Annotated in this window: 13 protein-coding genes and 1 pseudogene; 3 read left to right on the top strand and 11 right to left on the bottom strand. The window is 39.3% G+C overall.

Annotated features, from left to right (window positions below):
* Positions 1 to 376: 376 nt before the first annotated feature.
* From recQ to lptB, 5 genes are all read right to left on the bottom strand, one after another.
* Positions 377 to 2,560: a DNA helicase RecQ gene (gene recQ / locus AC5RDV_RS06305; RefSeq protein ID WP_008625799.1), complete on the bottom strand. Its 2,184-nt coding sequence runs from the start codon at positions 2,558 to 2,560 to the stop codon at positions 377 to 379.
* Between the two features lie 150 nt (positions 2,561 to 2,710).
* Positions 2,711 to 3,946 carry an ATP-dependent Clp protease ATP-binding subunit ClpX gene (gene clpX, locus AC5RDV_RS06300; RefSeq protein ID WP_130893421.1) on the bottom strand — a complete coding sequence of 412 codons (1,236 nt, stop codon included), beginning with the start codon at positions 3,944 to 3,946 and terminating at the stop codon, positions 2,711 to 2,713.
* Between the two features lie 5 nt (positions 3,947 to 3,951).
* Positions 3,952 to 4,647 (bottom strand): ATP-dependent Clp endopeptidase proteolytic subunit ClpP, encoded by a 696-nt coding sequence (clpP, locus tag AC5RDV_RS06295; RefSeq protein ID WP_130893422.1) that lies wholly within the window; start codon positions 4,645 to 4,647, stop codon positions 3,952 to 3,954.
* Between the two features lie 133 nt (positions 4,648 to 4,780).
* On the bottom strand, positions 4,781 to 6,136 hold the full coding sequence (tig, locus tag AC5RDV_RS06290; RefSeq protein ID WP_282748388.1) for a trigger factor: 1,356 nt from the start codon (positions 6,134 to 6,136) through the stop codon (positions 4,781 to 4,783).
* 90 nt (positions 6,137 to 6,226) lie between these two features.
* Complete coding sequence (gene lptB, locus AC5RDV_RS06285; protein WP_130893424.1) at positions 6,227 to 7,036, bottom strand: LPS export ABC transporter ATP-binding protein; 810 nt, start codon at positions 7,034 to 7,036, stop codon at positions 6,227 to 6,229.
* A gap of 130 nt (positions 7,037 to 7,166) precedes the next feature.
* Between lptB and AC5RDV_RS06280 the strand changes: the two genes are divergently transcribed.
* Together AC5RDV_RS06280 and AC5RDV_RS06275 are read left to right on the top strand one after the other, a co-directional pair.
* Complete coding sequence (locus AC5RDV_RS06280; RefSeq protein WP_008625809.1) at positions 7,167 to 7,913, top strand: MlaE family ABC transporter permease; 747 nt, start codon at positions 7,167 to 7,169, stop codon at positions 7,911 to 7,913.
* The gene (locus tag AC5RDV_RS06275; protein WP_008625810.1) at positions 7,913 to 8,668 is read left to right on the top strand and encodes an ABC transporter ATP-binding protein; all 756 of its coding nucleotides are present in this window, start codon (positions 7,913 to 7,915) and stop codon (positions 8,666 to 8,668) included. Before AC5RDV_RS06280 ends, AC5RDV_RS06275 begins: the two co-directional genes overlap by 1 nt.
* Positions 8,669 to 8,754: 86 nt before the next feature.
* Here AC5RDV_RS06275 and AC5RDV_RS06270 read toward each other — a convergent pair.
* The 6 genes and pseudogenes from AC5RDV_RS06270 to AC5RDV_RS06245 form a co-directional block, all read right to left on the bottom strand.
* A pseudogene (locus AC5RDV_RS06270) lies at positions 8,755 to 9,660 on the bottom strand (IS982 family transposase).
* A gap of 209 nt (positions 9,661 to 9,869) precedes the next feature.
* Positions 9,870 to 11,930, bottom strand: coding sequence for an O-antigen ligase family protein (locus AC5RDV_RS06265; RefSeq protein WP_282748389.1), 2,061 nt, complete (start codon positions 11,928 to 11,930; stop codon positions 9,870 to 9,872).
* Positions 11,917 to 13,104, bottom strand: a complete 1,188-nt coding sequence (locus AC5RDV_RS06260; RefSeq protein WP_282748390.1) for a hypothetical protein — start codon at positions 13,102 to 13,104, stop codon at positions 11,917 to 11,919. The genes AC5RDV_RS06265 and AC5RDV_RS06260 overlap by 14 nt, the downstream gene beginning before the upstream one ends.
* Positions 13,105 to 13,107: 3 nt before the next feature.
* Entirely contained in the window at positions 13,108 to 15,396 is a 2,289-nt protein-coding gene (locus tag AC5RDV_RS06255; protein ID WP_282748391.1) for a peptidase associated/transthyretin-like domain-containing protein, read from the bottom strand.
* Positions 15,397 to 15,492: 96 nt separating this feature from the next.
* Entirely contained in the window at positions 15,493 to 15,687 is a 195-nt protein-coding gene (locus AC5RDV_RS06250; RefSeq protein WP_282748392.1) for a hypothetical protein, read from the bottom strand.
* 30 nt (positions 15,688 to 15,717) lie between these two features.
* A complete protein-coding gene (locus tag AC5RDV_RS06245) occupies positions 15,718 to 17,088 on the bottom strand; it encodes a radical SAM/SPASM domain-containing protein (RefSeq protein ID WP_282748393.1) in 1,371 nt (456 codons plus the stop codon).
* Between the two features lie 253 nt (positions 17,089 to 17,341).
* Here AC5RDV_RS06245 and AC5RDV_RS06240 point away from each other — a divergent pair, with 253 nt between their 5' ends.
* Entirely contained in the window at positions 17,342 to 19,306 is a 1,965-nt protein-coding gene (locus AC5RDV_RS06240) for a discoidin domain-containing protein (protein WP_282748394.1), read from the top strand.
* Positions 19,307 to 19,967: the final 661 nt, after the last annotated feature.

The following is a 19,967-nucleotide window of genomic DNA, read 5'->3' as shown; positions in this document are numbered from 1 at the left end:
CCAGCCGTACTTTCTAAAAATCTCACGAAAAAATGTTCGGAAAAAGAATAGCATCCTGCGTGCCCTTCATACGAACAGTACCACAGAGGAATTTATTCCGAACTTACCCCTTTCAAATAAAACCACTGAACCAGTGCACATGCACGAGGAAACGCTCGCAAAAAGGAGAAATCCTCTTTACGTCCCACAACGTGTGATATATTAGGGCTTGTTGGTTCATGAATACATTTATTATAATACTGCACGGCAAAGATACGCAACTTCTACCGAACTACCAAATCATTCTGCAAAAACAATATGCCACAAAAAAGGGCGCAAACAGCTTTTGTTTACGCCCTTACTTCTTTATCTTTTTCAAAAATCGTTTCGCCTGTTATCAATTTGCCATCTCAGAAATAAATTTGATTCGCACCAAACGGACTTCTTCTTCTGTATAATCATCCCCCAACTCGTCCATGGCAACAGATAAGCTGTCCGTCTCCGACTCTTTGAAATAATCATAAATATCCAACAAATGGTCTTCGTCCATTGCCTCATCCAAGAAATAGTCGATGTTCAGTTTCGTCCCGGAATAAACAATCGCCTCTATCTCATCCAACAGTTCATTGAAATCAATCCCCTTAGCCGACGCAATATCGTCCAACGCCACCTTACGGTCGATACTCTGAATGATACTCACTTTCAACTTCGACTTATTGGCTACCGTACGTACCCTCAAGTCTTCCGGGCGCTCAATCTCATACTCTTCGCAATGTTGGCGTATCAAATCGCAAAACTCTTTTCCGTAACGTTTTGCCTTCCCGGCACCGACACCCGGAATGTTTTGCAACTCCTCTATGCTGACCGGATACATCGTAGCCATCGCCTCCAACGAAGGATCCTGGAAAATGACATAGGGCGGCACATCCAACTTCTTGGACATTTTCTTACGCAAGTCCAACAACGCATTGAACAACGCCGGGTCTGTCACGCCTGTACCTCCTCCGGAACGGCTTACAACCTCCTCGGCATCATCTTCAAACTCATTGTCTTCCGAAACCATGAAAGATTCCGGCTTCTTCATGAACTTACGACCTTTTGCCGTCAACTTCAGGATGCCGTAATTCTCAATCTCCTTCTCCAGATAACCGGCTATCAATGCTTGCCGGATTACGGCATTCCAAAACTTTTCCTCATGTTCGTCACCGCATCCGAAACACTCCAGATCGGCATGCTTATGAGCGATAACCTCGTCTGTCTCCTTACCAACTAATACATCTATAATATAATCTGCCTTAAAATTCTCTTTCACTGCTTGTACAACCTCAAGCAGTTCCTTTAATTGACTCTTTGCTTCCACTTTCTTTTTCGGGTGTAAACAGTTATCACAATTACCACAATTCTCCTCATGATATTCCTCACCGAAGTAATGCAACAAGAACTTACGACGACACACGGAAGATTCCGCATAAGCAGCTGTCTCCGAAAGGAGCTGACGCCCGATATCCTGTTCGGCCACAGGCTTGCCTTCCATGAACTTCTCCAACTTCTGAAGGTCCTTGTAGGCATAATAAGTTACGCATAAGCCTTCTCCTCCGTCACGTCCGGCCCTACCGGTCTCCTGATAATACCCTTCAAGGCTCTTGGGTATATCATAATGAATCACAAAGCGTACATCCGGCTTGTCTATCCCCATGCCAAAGGCAATGGTAGCCACAATGACATCAATACGCTCCATGATAAAATCATCCTGCGTCTGCGACCGGGTAGCCGAATCCATTCCGGCATGATAAGCCCTCGCGTTAATGTCGTTCGCCCGGAGTATTTCGGCTAATTCTTCTACCCTCTTACGGCTTAAAGCGTAAATAATACCGCTCTTCCCCGGACGCTGTTTGATGAATCTGATAATATCCTTATCTACATTCTTTGTCTTGTTCCTTACTTCGTAATACAGGTTCGGACGATTAAAAGAGCTCTTAAACTCCTTGGCATCCGTCATCCCCAAGTTCTTTTTGATGTCGCCGCGCACTTTATCGGTTGCCGTAGCCGTCAAAGCGATTACTGGTGCCGTACCGATATCGTTGATTATCGGGCGAATCCGCCTGTACTCCGGCCGGAAGTCGTGCCCCCATTCCGATATACAATGCGCCTCGTCTATCGCATAAAACGAAATTTTCACATTCCGGAGAAAATCCACATTCTCGTCTTTCGTCAATGATTCCGGGGCAACATAAAGCAACTTGGTCTTCCCGCGCAGAATATCACTCTTCACCATATCTATCGCCCCTTTGTTCAGAGACGAATTCAGATAATGGGCAACGCCGTCATCTCCGCACACCGCCCGGATTGCATCCACCTGATTTTTCATCAAAGCAATCAAAGGCGATATGACAATCGCCGTACCTTCCATCAAAAGAGACGGTAACTGGTAACACAACGATTTCCCTCCGCCGGTAGGCATCAGCACAAAAGTATCCTTGCCTGCCAACACATTGCGTATGATGGCTTCCTGATCGCCCTTAAAGGTTTCAAAGCCAAAATACCGCTTAAGAGGTTCTGTCAAATTCAGCATTGTATCCATATCAATAGTTTTCCAATAAAATCAAACTCAGGTTTAACATTGTTGCCCCTAACAAAGTTATAAACAAACACCTCATATTTGCAAATTATTGGGAAACTATTTTCAGGATTTCTTCATTTCTTAACTCAAAATTCCGCGAACGCCCTCCTGTTAACTTGCTTTCAAACCGGAAAGGTTAGCCTTCTCCAATTGCTTTTTAGCATAATCCAATGTCACCTTGAACGTCTTTACTTTCTTGGAGGGGATTTCAAACATCGCATCCATCATGATACTCTCCATGATGGAGCGCAATCCGCGGGCACCGAGATTGTATTCCACAGCCTTGTCCACAATATACTCCAACGTATCTTCGTCAAAAGACAGCTTAATGCCATCCATTTCAAAGAGCTTGACCTGCTGCTTCACGATGGAGTTCTTCGGTTCCGTCAGTATATTGCGCAATGCCGTACGGTCGAGCGGATTCAAATAGGTCAGCACCGGCAAACGGCCTATGATTTCCGGAATCAGCCCAAAAGACTTCAAGTCCTGCGGAAGGATATATTTCATCAGATTAGACTTGTCGATATGCTGCATATTCTGCACCGAGTTATAACCGACCACATGCGTATTCATCCGTTGGGCTATCTTCTTCTCGATACCGTCAAATGCCCCTCCGCAGATGAACAGGATGTTACGCGTGTCCACATGGATGTAATCCTGATCCGGATGCTTGCGTCCCCCCTTGGGCGGCACATTGACCATCGAACCCTCCAGAAGTTTCAGCAGACCCTGTTGTACCCCTTCCCCGCTCACGTCACGCGTGATGGAAGGATTATCACTCTTACGGGCTATCTTGTCGATTTCGTCGATAAAGACAATACCCCGTTGGGCGGCCTGTACATTATAATCGGCCACCTGCAACAGACGGGATAGGATACTCTCTACGTCCTCCCCTACATAGCCGGCCTCGGTAAACACAGTAGCATCCACTATCGTGAAAGGTACATGCAATAATTTGGCTATGGTACGGGCCAGAAGGGTTTTTCCCGTTCCGGTGCTTCCCACCATGATTATATTCGATTTCTCGATTTCCACTCCATCGTCCGATGTCTGCTGTGCCAATCTTTTATAATGGTTGTAAACCGCCACGGCAAGATTACGCTTGGCATCATCCTGCCCGATGACATACTGGTCCAGATAAGCCTTAATATCGCGCGGTTTGGGCAACTCAGCCAAATCGAACCCCAAATCATCCTTCTCCTTGTGCTCCACGGGCAAAGAATCTTTCACAATCCGGTAAGCCTGTTGCGCACAGTCGCTGCATATAAAACCATTCACCCCGGTAATGAGCAAAGGCACATCGCGCTCCGCCCTGCCGCAAAAAGAACATGCTTTCTTCATTGCCATTGCATTTACGGATTAAGGACATCGTTAGCCGCTTCCGGTTTCTTACGGACCAAAACACTATCTATCATACCATACTCTTTGGCCTCTTGCGCCGTCATCCAATAGTCACGGTCGGAATCAGCCCACACCTTGTCGAAATCGGTATGAGAATGTTCTGCGATAATCGTATAAAGCTCTTTCTTCAATTTCTGAATCTCACGCGCCGTTATCTCGATGTCCGAGGCCTGTCCCTGTGCCCCACCCATCGGTTGATGGATCATCACGCGGCTATGGGTCAAGGCCGACCGCTTGCCTTCGGCTCCGGCCACCAACAGGACGGCTGCCATAGACGCTGCCATGCCCGTGCAAATCGTAGCTACGGGACTGCTGATAAACTGCATCGTATCATAAATACCCAATCCGGCATACACCGAACCGCCGGGCGAATTGATATAGATGGAAATATCCTTTCCCGGGTCCACCGAATCCAAATAAAGCAACTGGGCCTGCAATGTATTGGCCGTGTAATCATCTATCTGGGTTCCCAAGAATATGATACGGTCCATCATCAAGCGGGAAAACACATCCATCTGTGTCACGTTCAACTGACGCTCTTCCAGAATGTAGGGATTGAGATATTGGTTTTGCGCGCTCACTACGTCGTTCAGCACCTGGCTGTTCAAGCCCAAATGCTTCACTGCATACTTTCTAAAATCTTCCATAGTCAAACTATTTATGCGGAAAAAGGAAACACCTGAACAATCTTCCGCCATTTTCGAGCAAATGTACGAAAAATATGTCCGGGGGTTTCCTTCCTTATACTTATTTCACAAAATTAAACCTGCCCCGCTCGAATCAAGCGAACAACTTGTTGAAATCCTCTACGCTGATTTCTTTGTGGTTCAACTTCACGACATTCTTCAATGCGGCCGACAACTTGTTCTCCACGCTGCGGTTTACCAAAGACTCTACCTGGTCTTGCTTTTTCAGCATTTCATTGGCGTAGTTGTCCAACATCTCTTCCGGCACGTTAATCATACCGTACTGGGCAAACTGAATCTTCGTGATATTCTTGGCCGTAGCAATCAAGTCTTCTTTCTCGACCTTGATACCATAAGCCTTCACCAACTGCTCCTTAATCAGGTGCCAAGTCAGCTCTTCGATGCTCTTGTCGTAATTTTCTTCCACGAACTTCTCGCCCTTGTCCGCATTGCTTACACGCATGAAACGTTTCAGGAAAGCATCGGGATATTCCAACTTGCCCACCTTGTTCGTCAGGTAAGTACGTACATCCAAAATGAACTTATAGTCACTGTCTGCCATAAACTGTTCTGCCAAAATCTCCTTGATTTTATTACGGAACGCTTCTTCGCTCGTTACCGTACCTTTTTCAAAGACTTGGTCAAACAACTCCTGATTCAATTCAGCTTCCTTGAAACGTGTAATCTCCTGCACTTGGAAACTGAAATCCGAAGTCATAGCCGACACATCTTCCTTCTTGATTTTCAACAACGAAGCGATTTCCACGTCATGGCCGTCGTATGCCTTGTTCGGATTGAAGACCAATACGTCGTTCACCTTGCAACCGTTGAACACGGCCTTCTGCTCGTCGTTCTTCATATATTCAGGCAACAAGACGGCATTTTCAACCTGTACGCCACCTTCTTTCGTATTTCCATTCTCATCCAGTTCGGCCAACAGCCCCTTTACCATGTCCTTAGCTTCGTAGCTGTCCACATGGTCATAACTACCTGCACGTTGGGTGTACATCTTCACTTGGCCGTCGATCATTTTGTCATCCACCTGGATGTCATAATAATCCACCGTGTCTTCACCGCTCAGTTCAGCCTTGAACTCGGGAGCCAAAGCCAAATCGAAAGCAAACGAAAACTCTTCCATCGTATCGAAGTCAATATCCTGCTGACGGTCTTCGCTCGGAAGCGGCTCGCCCAAAATATTCAGATTGTTTTCCTTGATGTAAGCATACAGTTTCTCACCTAGCAACTTGTTTACTTCCTCCGCCGTAATATCCTTGCCGAAACGTTTTTTCAACAGTCCCATGGGCACTTGTCCCGGACGGAAACCCGGCATGCTTGCTTTTCTGCGGAAATCCTTCAAAGCCTTCTCTACCCTGTCGGCATAGTCGGCCTTTTCCATCTTAATGGTAAGCACCGCGCTCACCTTGTCAATGTTTTCTAATGAAATATTCATTTTGAAATCTAATTATTTATATATGATTACTATTATATTAATTTGTATTGCACAACAAGCGTGCAAAGATAGCCTTTATCTTTTAATAAATCAAAGCCCTTGCGCACTTTTTTCTTCATCTATCTTCTGGAAGTCTTTCAGGCGCAGCACGAAACTGTTCGTCAAGTATTTGGCACGAACGACCTCATTCTCTGACAATTCCTGAGGAGAACCCTGAAAAAGGATCTGTCCCTCGAAGAGCAAATAAGCACGGTCGGTAATACAGAGCGTCTCCTCCACGTTGTGGTCGGTAATCAACACGCCGATATTGCGCTTTTTCAGTTTCCACACGATATACTGTATATCCTCCACGGCAATAGGGTCTACGCCGGCAAAAGGTTCATCCAACATAATAAATTTAGGGTCGATGGCCAGACAACGCGCGATTTCCGTCCGTCTCCGTTCGCCCCCCGAAAGCCGGTCGCCCAAATTCTTGCGCACCTTCTGCAGGCTGAATTCCGAAATCAGGCTTTCCAACTTTTCCTTCTGGTATTCTTTCGGCTTGCCCGTCATCTCCAACACGGAAGCGATGTTGTCTTCCACCGTCATCTTACGGAATACAGATGCCTCCTGCGCCAGATAACCGATACCATTGCGGGCACGCTTGTAGACCGGGAACTTCGTGATTTCCAAATCTCCGATGAAGATACGCCCCTCGTTAGGCACCACCAATCCCGTAGTCATATAAAAAGAAGTCGTCTTTCCGGCCCCGTTCGGCCCGAGAAGCCCCACAATCTCTCCCTGCTTGACATCGAACGACACATGATTCACCACCGTACGCTTGCCGTACGTCTTCACCAAGCCCTCCGTACGGAGCACCAACCCTGCATTCTGACTGTCTTGAGAAAGAGTTTCTGCCATAAACTACAAATTTGCGTACAAAAATACGAAAATTGTATTAAAAAGCAGCCCCTTGCACAAAAGTATTTCCGCCCGCCGCCTCTTTTTAGCGGATTTTCATTAATTTTGTGTGATTTAAAAAGAATTGGACATGCTATTCAACAAAAGTTTGGCTACATTCGGCCGTTACCTGATGCTGATGGGGCGCACTTTCTCACGCCCCGAAAGGATGCGGATGTTTTTCAAACAATACATTAAGGAAATGAGCCAGTTGGGCGTAGACTCCATCGGAATCGTCCTCCTGATATCCTTCTTCATCGGCGCAGTAATCTGCATCCAGATCAAGCTGAACATCCAAAGCCCGTGGATGCCTAAGTTCGTCACGGGATATACGACCCGCGAAATCATGCTATTGGAGTTTTCTTCTTCCATCATGTGCCTGATATTGGCCGGAAAGGTAGGTTCCAACATTGCTTCCGAAATCGGCACCATGCGCGTCACACAGCAAATCGACGCCCTTGAAATCATGGGGGTCAACTCTGCCAATTACCTCATCCTGCCCAAGGTGTTGGGTATGATGACCATGATGCCCTTCCTGGTCTGTTTCAGTATTTTCTCCGGATTCGTAGGAGCTTATGCCACGTCCATCATAGGCCAGGTCATCACGATGGACGACCTGACGTTGGGATTGCAACATGACTTCAACGAATGGTACGTATGGATGGGATTCATCAAGTCCATCTTCTTCGCTTTCGTCATCACCAGCGTATCGGCCTTTTACGGCTATACGGTAGAAGGCGGTTCCGTGGAAGTGGGAAAAGCCAGCACGGACTCCGTGGTGAGCAGCAGCGTGCTTATCCTGTTTTCCGATGTGTTACTCACTCAATTGTTATCCTGATGATCGAAGTTAAATCGTTATATAAGTCTTTCGAGGACAAAGAAGTACTGAAAGACATCAACAGTGTGTTTGAAAACGGGAAGACAAACCTGATTATCGGTCAGAGCGGTTCCGGAAAGACGGTACTGATGAAGTGTATCGTGGGATTGTTCCGTCCCACCAACGGTGAGGTGCTTTATGACGGACGCGACTTGGTGACGATGAACAAACAAGAATGGAAGATGCTCCGCCGCGAAATGGGAATGATATTCCAGAGCGCAGCCCTCTTCGACTCCATGACCGTGTTGGAAAACGTCATGTTCCCGCTAGATATGTTTTCCAAGGACTCATATACCGAACGGGTGAAACGCGCCCAGTTCTGCCTGGACCGGGTGAACCTGCTCGAAGCGCAAAAGAAGTTCCCGGACGAAATCAGCGGCGGTATGCAAAAGCGTGTGGCCATTGCAAGAGCCATCGCCCTCAACCCCAAATATCTGTTCTGCGACGAACCGAACTCGGGTCTCGACCCCAAAACCTCTCTGGTGATAGACGAGCTGATTCACGACATCACCGTGGAATTCAACATGACCACTATCATCAACACGCACGACATGAATTCCGTAATGGGCATCGGAGAAAACATACTATATATATATGAAGGGAGAAAAGAATGGCAGGGCAACAAAGACGAAATCATGAACTCGACCAACGAACGCCTGAACAGCTTCATCTTCGCCTCGGACCTCTTCCGAAAGGTGAAAGAGGCCAATAAATGAGAATACCTCGCAATGTTCTGCCACTATTTGGTATCGCGTCTGAATAATAAAGGCATAAAATCTGATATAACGTGAGTTCGCTGAATTCAGAATAAGGCAAGTTGTGTGTCAATAGTTCTCGTAACATTGATACACGGCTTCTTTGGAAAACAGCGATATGCAGCGATTGCACTCAAAAGGTTGACAATAAAATTATCAAAGGTTCTATGCTTTGAGTGCTCCACCTGTGCTATATTTTTGAGCTCATCATTAACAGATTCGACAATGGCCCGTTTTCTGAGAAGTAGTCTGTCCGAGACAGACATCAATGCTCCTTTCATATTGCTTTTCAACTTGGTTATAAGTTGTATTCCGTCGACGAACAACCTCTCAAAGAGATTCTTACCGATGTATCCCTTATCGCCGACAAGCTTCCCGTAGATGAATTCCACAAAGGCTTTGTATTCAAGAGGTTTACGGTCATCCACGCCACCCAGGGTAATCATGAAACTCAAAAGTTCTCCACGTTCGTTGCATATGAGATGCAGCTTGAATCCGAAGAACCACCCCATGGAGCATTTACCTCTTTATGCTATTCCTTTGAACATCTTATGAATATGGATTCTCTGGTTCTTACATACCCGTAAAGGAGTGCTGTCGACAAAACTGATGTCTGTACATTTACCCAAAAGCACCTTCCTGATGAACAGGGCTAACGGAATGGCCACTTCTTTTTCCAATTCAACAAAACGGTTATAAGAAACGACCTTGGGGAAGAGATGACGCATATGCTTACAGACCTTTTCCTGATAGAAATGCTTCAGACATCGGTAACCCGAGTCATGAAAAAGTATCATTATAAGCATGATTTCTGACTTTGACATGGTAGAATCACGGTGATATTTGCGCTTTGAAGCAGATTTAAGGGTGTATTTTGTCATCATAGCATCAAAAAATTTGCAGAAATCATCTGCCATATAAAATAATTCAGTAACTTTGCTCTCGGTAATCATAGCGTCTATTGTTTATTAGTCTTTATAAATCAGTACTATAAAGATACAACAAATTTCGCTAATCACCAATTTAACAAGCATTTACAATTCGTCAAACTCACGTCAACATATAAAAAAACGGAAAAGATAGTTTCCTGCTTTTCATATTATAAACGCTATAAAAATTCACGTTCTTTGTGTTACATTCTTATCAAAAGTTCACGTAATAGCTATTTGTCAAAAGGAATACCATACCAATTTTGAAACTTCTTTCCATATAACCTTATAAACAATAAATCATTGTCCAACCGTTCTTCTATAGGATAAACCGAGGTAGAACTTTTCTGAAAAAAACCATATTTTAATAATTGATATCTTTTTTTATTTCCTAACAAGCGTTGTGGCGTGGAGAGGCTAGGAAATTCCTCTATGGCTTTTCTCAAATAAAAACGGGCATCTTTTGTATTCCCGCACCAATAAGCTATATAACCAATACGCGCCAATTCATTGGCATCTATATCCATAGGCCTCAATGCGGATAATTTCTTTCGCAACGATTGGAAATAAATCAAATCATGCTCTTTTATGTTTTCAATAAATTCCATCCTTAAAATAGTAGGAGTATACAAAATCGCCTTAATAAGGAAATTCATTGCCTCATCCTTTCTATTTTCTTCGTATAAAATTTCTCCCAAAGCAAAAGAATAGAGGGAATTATAAGGATATTTTTTTGACAATTCTTTTAATCCATATATATTTTTTCGACATCCATCTCCATAAGCGTTTAACAAATATTCTATATGTATATCCTCAGGTTGGCATTGATGAGCCTTCCACCATGCAGCCTGAGCCTTTTTAACATATTCTTCATTTTTATCTACTTTATAGCATTGCATGTAAATCCATCCACGTAAGATTAAATAAGGAAGTTGTTGACTCGTTTGTTCTATATATCTAACAGCCTCCCCTACATTAGCTTTCTCTATAGCGATAAATGCTTTTGAACATAAACCCATATTTCTTTTAAGTAGAAAAGAATGCATACACCAACATATATACATAATTATCGCCAAAGAAGGCAATACAAACTTTTCTTTATCCATCACTACAACCCGAGAAACGTCATTTCTTTGCAGGTATGCAAGTTGTAAATAAAACACAAGCCAAACAAATTGAATATTAAAAAAATCAGCCTGCGTCATTTCTTTAATAAACAAAGCACAAAATACACAAAAAACAGCTCGCGTATCTCGTATATCACGATTCTTCCATAAATATTGGGCTATAATGAAAAAGAAACACATATACAAAAAGAATCCTATAATGCCTTTTTCAATCAATAACTTTATTAGTAAGTTCGGAGCAAAACTCGTATATATCTGCCTACTATCTTGATTTATAGCTTTATCTAATACAAAAGTATAACTTCCATTTCCATAACCCAATAATTGATTACTTCCAACACAAAATGTATCCAATGCAACCTGAGTTGAACGAATTCGCACCATTGAACTTTTTTGCTGAGAAGTAGTTGAATTCATTTTTAAGGTCATCAAACAATCTTTCGGATAAAACAAAAATACAAAGATCAATGACACTACAGCTATTATCAACATTCTTCTTTTTTCTTGCCAAGAAGGAATAAAAAACAACCATAAAATTAGAAAACCTCCCAAGGCCAAATAAGCACCTCTTGAAAAACAAAGAAAAATAGATAAAAACAATAAAAAGAACAATACAGATGTATATTTCCTTATTAGACAAATCCACCCTAATAGAATAATCAATATTGTCCCCCACTGATTGACGTAGTAATTTAATGGCCGGTAAAGAAATCTAAAATGATAAAGCCCTTCAAATCCTGCATCCTTTATTGATTTTTGAAACAAAAAAAATAAACTTATCCCCAAACACACACCTATTATGACAAAAACAGAACTAGTCATCAAAAGTATTTTTTCAGCTTTTGCATCTGTGAATAGTTTCCTTGCAATGAGATAGAATATAAAAAATGAAACAGAGGAAAACGCGATCTGTATAGAGGGATTCGTACAATTACTATAACAACAAGAAACAATATCATACACAGAAATGACTCCTAAACAAATATCAAGACTTGACCACCTCTTAATAGACAATGGACCTATTGCAAGCAATGCTATTATCGACAATAGCTCACCAAGATAATAATTATCATCAACCCTGAATAATTTAGCAGCAATTATAAGCCCCATAAACAAGGCGATAATATTATATGTTGGAAATAAAAGATTCTTTTTAGTGCCTAACATTTCTTTTTATTAATAATACAGACCTTGACAAGAAATATATAATTAATATTAAAAATATCAACTGTACGCCTAAATTACGAACTAACGCAAAAGGAGGTGTCAAGCCACTTGACAAATAAATATTTAATTTTTCTATTTGAGTTGGAAAACCTTGTATAAAACGAAATAAAAATCTTGGAATTACATAGAAAAGATAGAATCCCATGAACAAATTGACCAATAAAGAATAAATGAAAAACCCCCATTTTTCTTTTTTTCTCATTTCCAATAAATAAGGTGATTTTGTCTTGCTTTTCTTTCGTATACAATTATAAATATAAATAAGCAATTCCTTTGAACGATCACGCAAATTGGGTATACCTAATAAATCTGACATTATCCAATAACCATCAAACTTAAAAAAGGGATTAAGAGTCATCAAGAATCCAAAATTCATGATCAAAATCAAATAACGCAGTATATCATTAGAACTAATAAAAAAGCCAATTATCAATCCTAACAGGAAAAACGACTGGAAATAGATTCCTGCAAGATTTACAACTATGCGCTGTTTGCGTTTTAGTTTCCATATCTCTGTCACATCCGTGTATAATACTGGAATATTCAAATATAAACCGAAGCCTATATCCCCATGCCTTAGCCCAAAATACTTGCAAGCGGAAGCATGTCCCAATTCATGAAAAAAAGAAGAAGAAAAAACAAATAAAAAAATTCCTATAAAGTGATATAAATTTATAGTATTATCAAAGTACATTAAATTATTTGCTTGAAAAAAAAAGCAAACGTCAGCAATTAAAACTGAAGCTAAAATTAGATAGATATATTTTTTCTCAAACAAAAAACTGAATAGACAGGAAAATTTATCTATAGAATCAGCAGACAAAAATTTCCTTTCATACAAAAATGATTTATTAGCTTTTACATTAGCACCCTCCAATAAAGGATTAATAACACGTTTTACAACTTCTTCTATATATCTATATGTATACAGTCCTTTTGTTTGTTCTACAAAAGCAGATATTCCCTCCTTTTCATTTTCATATTTTTGAAGGGAATGAAGAAGCTCTACAGTTAACTTATTAGCCCTGTAATATTTTCTGTTACAACATAACAAAAAAGTTTCCTCCTTAGCCGACGTTTCTAATTTACTAATCGTTATACTACTATATTTCATATATTAATCCACTTTTAATATCGCGCTATTTATTTTTGTTTTTACATCCTTTGCATCATGCGATGTTTTATTCAGGAAGTCAAAAGTATAAGCCACCTTAATATAACCAGACATTTGTTCCTTTTTAGGTGTCATAGAGTTATGATAACCAAATGCTACATCTTGAAATGAAGCTACATAACGTCTATTAAAATAGAAAGGATTACTAATAGAACCTTCAACAAGCCAGTTCTTCTTACTCCAATTTACAAACATCCCATAACAAGCAGGAATATGCACTTTAGCCAAATCATAACCTAACACAGAATTTTCAGTTTTACCAAATAAGCTAATCAAGAAATCCCCACAATAATAATTAATTTGCATACCACCATTCCAACTATTCAACCGTTTATTCACACCTCTGCTAAATTGGGATAAAGAATTATTTCCATCCAATTTTAAATGAAGCCTCTCTATTGGCTTCCATGTGAATGAAAGCATCCCTGTTACTTGTTGCCAATCAATATCGGAACGAAAACTCTGAATCAACTTGTCATGCTCTACAAAATAGTCATAAGTATACATATTTTTAAATAATTGATACATTCCTACTACTTGTAAGTTCACTTTTTTCCAATTAATAGCATATATCCCCATAAAATGGTAAGCTGTGGTAGTTTTTAAATTTGGATTTCCCTTCCTCATTTGTAAAAAATCAACTTCTTGACTGGTGCTACTTAACATATTTATATTAGGAAATGAATTACCCACATTTATCCTAAATTGCAGGATGTCTCTGTGCGACGGCTGATATCCTAAAGTAAAATGCAATCGAGGTGAAATCTTACAAATACGTTTTTCACCGTGCAACTTATATTGTAGCATCGAAACTCCTGGAGCAATACGAAAAAATGTTTTCCCTTTTATGCGTTGACTATATTCGGAGAATAATAATGTCTCACCAGTCCACAAATGTTGCCATAAATCTGTTTCACTACTATATGTTGATAAGCTTATGTTATGATGATGATAGAATTTAATATTTAATGAGTTCTGTTTTTTTAGATTAATACCATACTTAAGTTCCATATTTAATCCATACATATTTTCGTTTGCAACCTTCACTAATGATGTACTATTTTCCATATAATCGTATTGATAATGATTATCTGCATAACTCGCATCAAACGAAGCTTCAACATATTGAGTAGAATCAACATTAAAATTTCCATATAAACACAATGAAGGCATCATATTTTTTTGTTTACTTTGCTTACGCGATTCTGTTTTAAGTCCCCCATCATATTCTAAAACATTTATATTGTATTGCTTTGGTTGATTATTATGAACGAAAGAGAGCTTGGCTAGCAACGTACGCCGCTTATTCCTATTCATAATATTCAACTGTTCATACTGTGTATGATTTTTTACTTCCGAATGAATACCATTATTATTACGTTTTATTTCATACGCGGAAAATTTAAAGATTTCATCGTTTTGGGCTTTACTTCCGGCATAATCTTCCATACCATAGCCTGCAAATAAGGTAAAACTGGTATTATTAGAAACCAATTTGGTTGCCACATTATATTCACCACTCATATAACCAACCGTTTGTTTAGCATCCAATGCCAGATATCCACCAAATTCAGATGTTTTAGTTACATAATTGATAGAAGTATTATCACCGCTAAACCTTCCTGATGGGCTATCATAATATTCTATTTTTTCTATATCACGGGGACGTAAATGCTTTATCTCACGAGCATCAGCTTTCCTTCCATCTATATACAAAGTTGTACTACCATTTAAGGCAGAAACGTTCCCAGTCGAGCGATCAACATCAACTCCAGGTATCATCAAATTATAAAGTAAATCATACCCTGTATATGAATGCTTTATTTGTTGTTTGCTTGGTATAACCAATAAATAGTCTTTTTTACGGATAAATGAAGAAGCCTGTACTTTTACTTCGTTTAAAAACAAGTTATCTTCTTGCAAGTAAATTGTCGGAAACTGTGTATATGGCTCAATTATTTCAAAAGTCCTATAACAAGTTTTGTAACCGATATGACTATATGCTACAATATAGTGCTTAGCAGGAACGTCATTAAAAGAAAAGTAACCAAGTGTATCCGTTGACACAGATGCTATGAATACAGAATCATTATTTAATAATTTCACAGAAATACAAGCTCCCTCAAGGCTGTTTTCCAGTTTAGCACACCCTGTTATCTTACATTGTGAAAAAGCCCCCACACTAAAAAATAAAAGCACGAAGCATAAATAAAATAACTTATAGTTTATCATAGATTTGATTTCACTGAATACTTATCAACTCCATTTTCCATTTACTAGCAAAAAAAATGGCCTCGATAATATTTTAATCGAGACCATTTTCCTTAATTACTGCAAGAATTCACCACATGTAAAACACATCGTACACGTGAAACACTCTCCCCCCTCAGTAAATTCTACGGAAGCATCCAATGGATTTCCCATAAGCATGGGATCCGTCTCTAAACGACTTTCTAATTCTTCAATAGAAAAATCCGTCCACAAGCCCTCATTTAACGATTGCATTTCATCATTTACTTTCATACCTTTCTAATTTTTAAATCCAACTTTTATTTAGAATTCCTTTAGATCAGAATATACTTTTCTTGCAACGCTTCTCAATCTAAGTGGAAAATCATCACATTTTCTTCCTCTCTTATCTACTTTCTTATTTTTTGCGTAACACCCTCTACCACAAAGAAGTATATATTTACATTTTTTACATTCTTCATCAAGCCCAACCTCTTGATTAAACCATTTATCTTTATTTTCCTTATTCCATCTTAATTCATTATAATACGTCCCAATCACGTCATCCGTAGTCCCTATTGCCTCCAAGCAAGAGTAAATATTACCAAAAGGATCAAATATATACGAACCGAAACGGGCATTACAATGAGATGGAGATAAATTAAGGACCTTACTATTTTTAATTGCATTATAGAAATTAGAATACAACTGTTGTTCGAAAGTTATACCCGTGTTGTATTTTTCTAACTTTTCCAAAAAATATCTTTGCGTTATACAGTTTCTTTCACTTACTTGATAGCTTCTTGGATTAAAATTTAAATCTCCTGAAATATAAGCAGCATATACAGAAAACCTTTCAAAGTCATACAATTTATTTTCTTTAAAATAAGAATCTAACTTGTCTAACTCATCTATATTATCCTCATCAATATTAATTCTAACCCTTACAAACACACCTTTTAATAAAAAATATTTGATATTTTGGGTTATTTTATTGAAAGTCTCACCATAAATAGAATGCCTCCTCCGACTATCGTGCACACTTTGACATCCATCTATCGTAATCTGCACTCCTTGTATTAATTTATTCCCTAACAGATTTTCATAAACAGGCAAATCATATCCATTGGTTGTTGCTGTAAAGACATAGCCTCTTTCCTTTCCTTGGTAAACTATATACTTTACCAAATCTATATTTTCTTCGAGTAAAGGCTCGCCCCCGAAAAGCGAAATCACATTATTACGTAGATATTTATTAGGTTCTATTATCGGTAAGGTATCAAAAAAATCATCGACTAATTTTTTTGATATAGTTTTTCCTACATTTTTATATTTACCCTCCATCAATTCTTTTTCAAAACAATAGGGACAATTAAAATTACAATTATAGGTAATGACTAATGTAAAATTTTTCTTCTGCAAGAGCTTATTTTTCTTAGAAAGAATTTTGCAAAACCTTTCCACATACATTTGTTCCTCTTCTTTGTCTTTCGTTGTCAAATAACCCCTTTTTAATAATCTACCTATCGCATTTGAGGACAATGAACCCTCAAGAGGATTTTTTCTTATTTGATCTAAAACATCACGACCAATAACATCCAATGCCCCTGTATAACCATGAATCAACACAAACTTACCTTCATTAGATTCAAGTTCTACAGGAATGGTATAATCAGATAATCTCAAGTCCTTCATTTTTAAGGAAATTTAAATTCAACCACAAATATACGAAAACATATAAAAAAAGCAAAACAACACATAGTGATTTTTAGCCAAAGCATCTAAGATTATTTTTTCATGTTATACATGATAACAAATCCACTCTTTGTAGTAATCAAGGTTCAAAATATCGCATAGCTTTTTTATCTAAAAAGAGATTTCCACATTTATAATAATATACTTTTAATATATTTCTGTATATTTGTACTCAAAATATTTTGGAACGAACATGAAGAAGATGTTTTTCATTTTTATTCTTTCGGGAATCATCATAGGTTGTAATGACCGCCGTGACATACTTTTAGAAGAAGCCTTAATATCGGCCAAGGAAAACCGCAAGGAATTATTAAAGGTCATAAGACATTACCAAAACGATTCCTTAAAGCTCGAAGCAGCCAAATTTCTTATTCGTAATATGCCTGGTCATTATTCATATGCAGACACAACCGAAGTATCCCAATATTATGATGCTGTAGACTCTTTACTAAAATCAATGGAAGACTACGACATGGAAACAATACAAGATTCATTAGTGAGCCTGAATAAGCACTTCCAACAGTTGGATACAAGAACAGTACAAGACATTGAAATTATCTCAGCTCATTTTTTAATCCAAAATATAGATAGTGCATTCGTGCAATGGAAGAAATGGCCTTGGGCACAGCATCTAAGTTTTGATCAATTTTGTGAATACATATTACCCTATAAAACCGAAGAATTACAACCATTTGATAATTGGCGTACTTATTTACGCAACTTTCATCCCGACCACATGAATGAATTAGCATATTGTGATCAATATAAAAATTCAGCTTTACGCGCAGGCATCACCTTGAATAGTAACCTATGGTATTATATGCATCCAGAAGTTATTAACTTTACAGACTCTATTCGTACTGTTTACCGTCTTGCTACACGTTTACACCTTCCATTCGGGACTTGCCGTGATTTTTCATTTATCGCATCTTCTATTTTTCGGAGTCAAGGCATTCCCATCGGAATTGATTTCACACCACAATGGGCTTTCCGTAATCTTGGACATACATGGAACGTCCTACTCTCCAATGATGGAAAAAATATTCCATTTGGAGGTGTAACGTCTAACCCCGGCCAACCACATAAATTAGATGAACGCATGCCCAAAGTTTTTCGATTAACTTATGCTATAAATCCAGAATTACATCGGTTAATAAAATCAGGAGAGTATGTACCTGACCTATTCCGTTATCCATTCATCAAAGATGTAACGGAAGAATATATGGACTGTAGAGATATAAACTTAAAAGTCGATAAAAACTTGAATGGACGTTATGCATATCTTGCAGTTTTCAATAACAAAGAATGGGTTCCTGTTGACGTTTCTCGAATAGAAAAAGGCGAGCTCATCTTTCACAAGGTAGGTATGAATACAGTATACCTCCCTATTTCTTATGATAAGGACGGAAAAGCGAACGCATTATGCCCTCCATTCCTATTTACATATAGCGGGAAAATAGAAAAAATTATTGCCAATACAACAAAAAGAGAAACTTTTATTTTAAAACGCAAATATCCTATACTTCAACATGTACAAGAAATTATTATGCGCGCAGATAGTGGAGAGTTCCAAGCTTCAAATGATATTAATTTCAAAAATGCCAAATTACTATATAGAATTACTGATTGTTCTGCAATAGGACATGAAATAATTTTGCCAGATACCCTACAAAAATTCCAGTATTGGCGTTATTATCAACCCAAAGAAGGAACTTATTGTAACATAGCTGATATTCGCTTCTATGAGCGTAATACTCACAAACAAATACAAGGGAAGATCATTGGTACAGATGGACACTGGGAAGGTAACCCCGATGGCACTAAAGAAAAAGTATTTGACAATGACCTATTAACTTTCTTTGATGCCCCTCTATCATCTGGAGCATGGGTGGGCATGGATTTTGGCAAACCTATCGGCATAGAACGCATTTTATTCACTGGACGAGGTGACGGAAATACGATTGACATAGGTGATACATACGAATTATTCTATTGGAATAATGGAAAATGGTGCTCATTAGGTAAACAAAAAGCCCAAAATATCCAATTAGTATATAAGGATGTTCCGACTTCTGGTTTATATTATCTAAAAAATTTAACGAAAGGAAAAGACGAGCGGATATTTACATATAAAAATGGGAAACAAATTTGGTGGTAATCACGAATTACGATATAACAAAACTATTAATCAATGAAAACTCACATTATAAACATATTCCCTATACCATGTAAAAACGGCCATACAATCTGCACCAAACGATCTTCCGTCCTGCTGCAAACGATTTTTCAATCCGCTGAGAACGGTTTCCGGACGTGCCGACATCCATTTTTACAAGCCTTGTCGTGGCGAACATCGGGCAAAAAGGAGGCGTGAATGTTTTCCGGAGGGTGTTCTCCCCTCACCTCCTCCCACAAACAATTTTTCACCCGGAAAGGTTCGCATCCTTCAGACTGCCTCTGTACCAATGCTTTAAGGTGAACTTTCTGGCTTTACATCCTTCACCGGGATTTCACCGAAAAATGAGGGAACAGTATACTGACTCCAATTTACAAATGTAAATCATCTGGTAATCAACGGGGTTACGGTGAAGGGCTTGACAAAGGCTTTTTCATTTCGTATATTTGCAAATGAACCCTAAACATAACCACTATGGACTTCAAAAGAATTGCACATCATGCCGTAAGGCGGTGGAACGAAAAACGAAAGGCGGAAAAGGCTGCGGGCACGCCACGCACAGCCGCACCGCAGGCCGGAAAGCTCCCGAAAGCCGCCAACCTCGAATCCGCCCTCGGCAGCTTCCTTGCCGGACGATACGGGT

Source organism: Paraprevotella sp. (assembly GCF_986071375.1).
The sequence above is the reverse complement of the archived record's forward strand: the minus strand, read 5'-3'. Positions and strand labels throughout refer to the sequence as shown.

Excerpts from the sequence above, each read along its gene's own strand:
- recQ (WP_008625799.1), bottom strand. The coding sequence starts at position 2,560 with ATGGATACAATGCTGAATTTGACAGAACCTCTTAAGCGGTATTTTGGC.
- clpX (WP_130893421.1), bottom strand. The coding sequence starts at position 3,946 with ATGGCAATGAAGAAAGCATGTTCTTTTTGCGGCAGGGCGGAGCGCGAT.
- clpP (WP_130893422.1), bottom strand. The coding sequence starts at position 4,647 with ATGGAAGATTTTAGAAAGTATGCAGTGAAGCATTTGGGCTTGAACAGC.
- tig (WP_282748388.1), bottom strand. The coding sequence starts at position 6,136 with ATGAATATTTCATTAGAAAACATTGACAAGGTGAGCGCGGTGCTTACC.
- lptB (WP_130893424.1), bottom strand. The coding sequence starts at position 7,036 with ATGGCAGAAACTCTTTCTCAAGACAGTCAGAATGCAGGGTTGGTGCTC.
- AC5RDV_RS06280 (WP_008625809.1), top strand. The coding sequence starts at position 7,167 with ATGCTATTCAACAAAAGTTTGGCTACATTCGGCCGTTACCTGATGCTG.
- AC5RDV_RS06275 (WP_008625810.1), top strand. The coding sequence starts at position 7,913 with ATGATCGAAGTTAAATCGTTATATAAGTCTTTCGAGGACAAAGAAGTA.
- AC5RDV_RS06265 (WP_282748389.1), bottom strand. The coding sequence starts at position 11,930 with ATGTTAGGCACTAAAAAGAATCTTTTATTTCCAACATATAATATTATC.
- AC5RDV_RS06260 (WP_282748390.1), bottom strand. The coding sequence starts at position 13,104 with ATGAAATATAGTAGTATAACGATTAGTAAATTAGAAACGTCGGCTAAG.
- AC5RDV_RS06255 (WP_282748391.1), bottom strand. The coding sequence starts at position 15,396 with ATGATAAACTATAAGTTATTTTATTTATGCTTCGTGCTTTTATTTTTT.
- AC5RDV_RS06250 (WP_282748392.1), bottom strand. The coding sequence starts at position 15,687 with ATGAAAGTAAATGATGAAATGCAATCGTTAAATGAGGGCTTGTGGACG.
- AC5RDV_RS06245 (WP_282748393.1), bottom strand. The coding sequence starts at position 17,088 with ATGAAGGACTTGAGATTATCTGATTATACCATTCCTGTAGAACTTGAA.
- AC5RDV_RS06240 (WP_282748394.1), top strand. The coding sequence starts at position 17,342 with ATGAAGAAGATGTTTTTCATTTTTATTCTTTCGGGAATCATCATAGGT.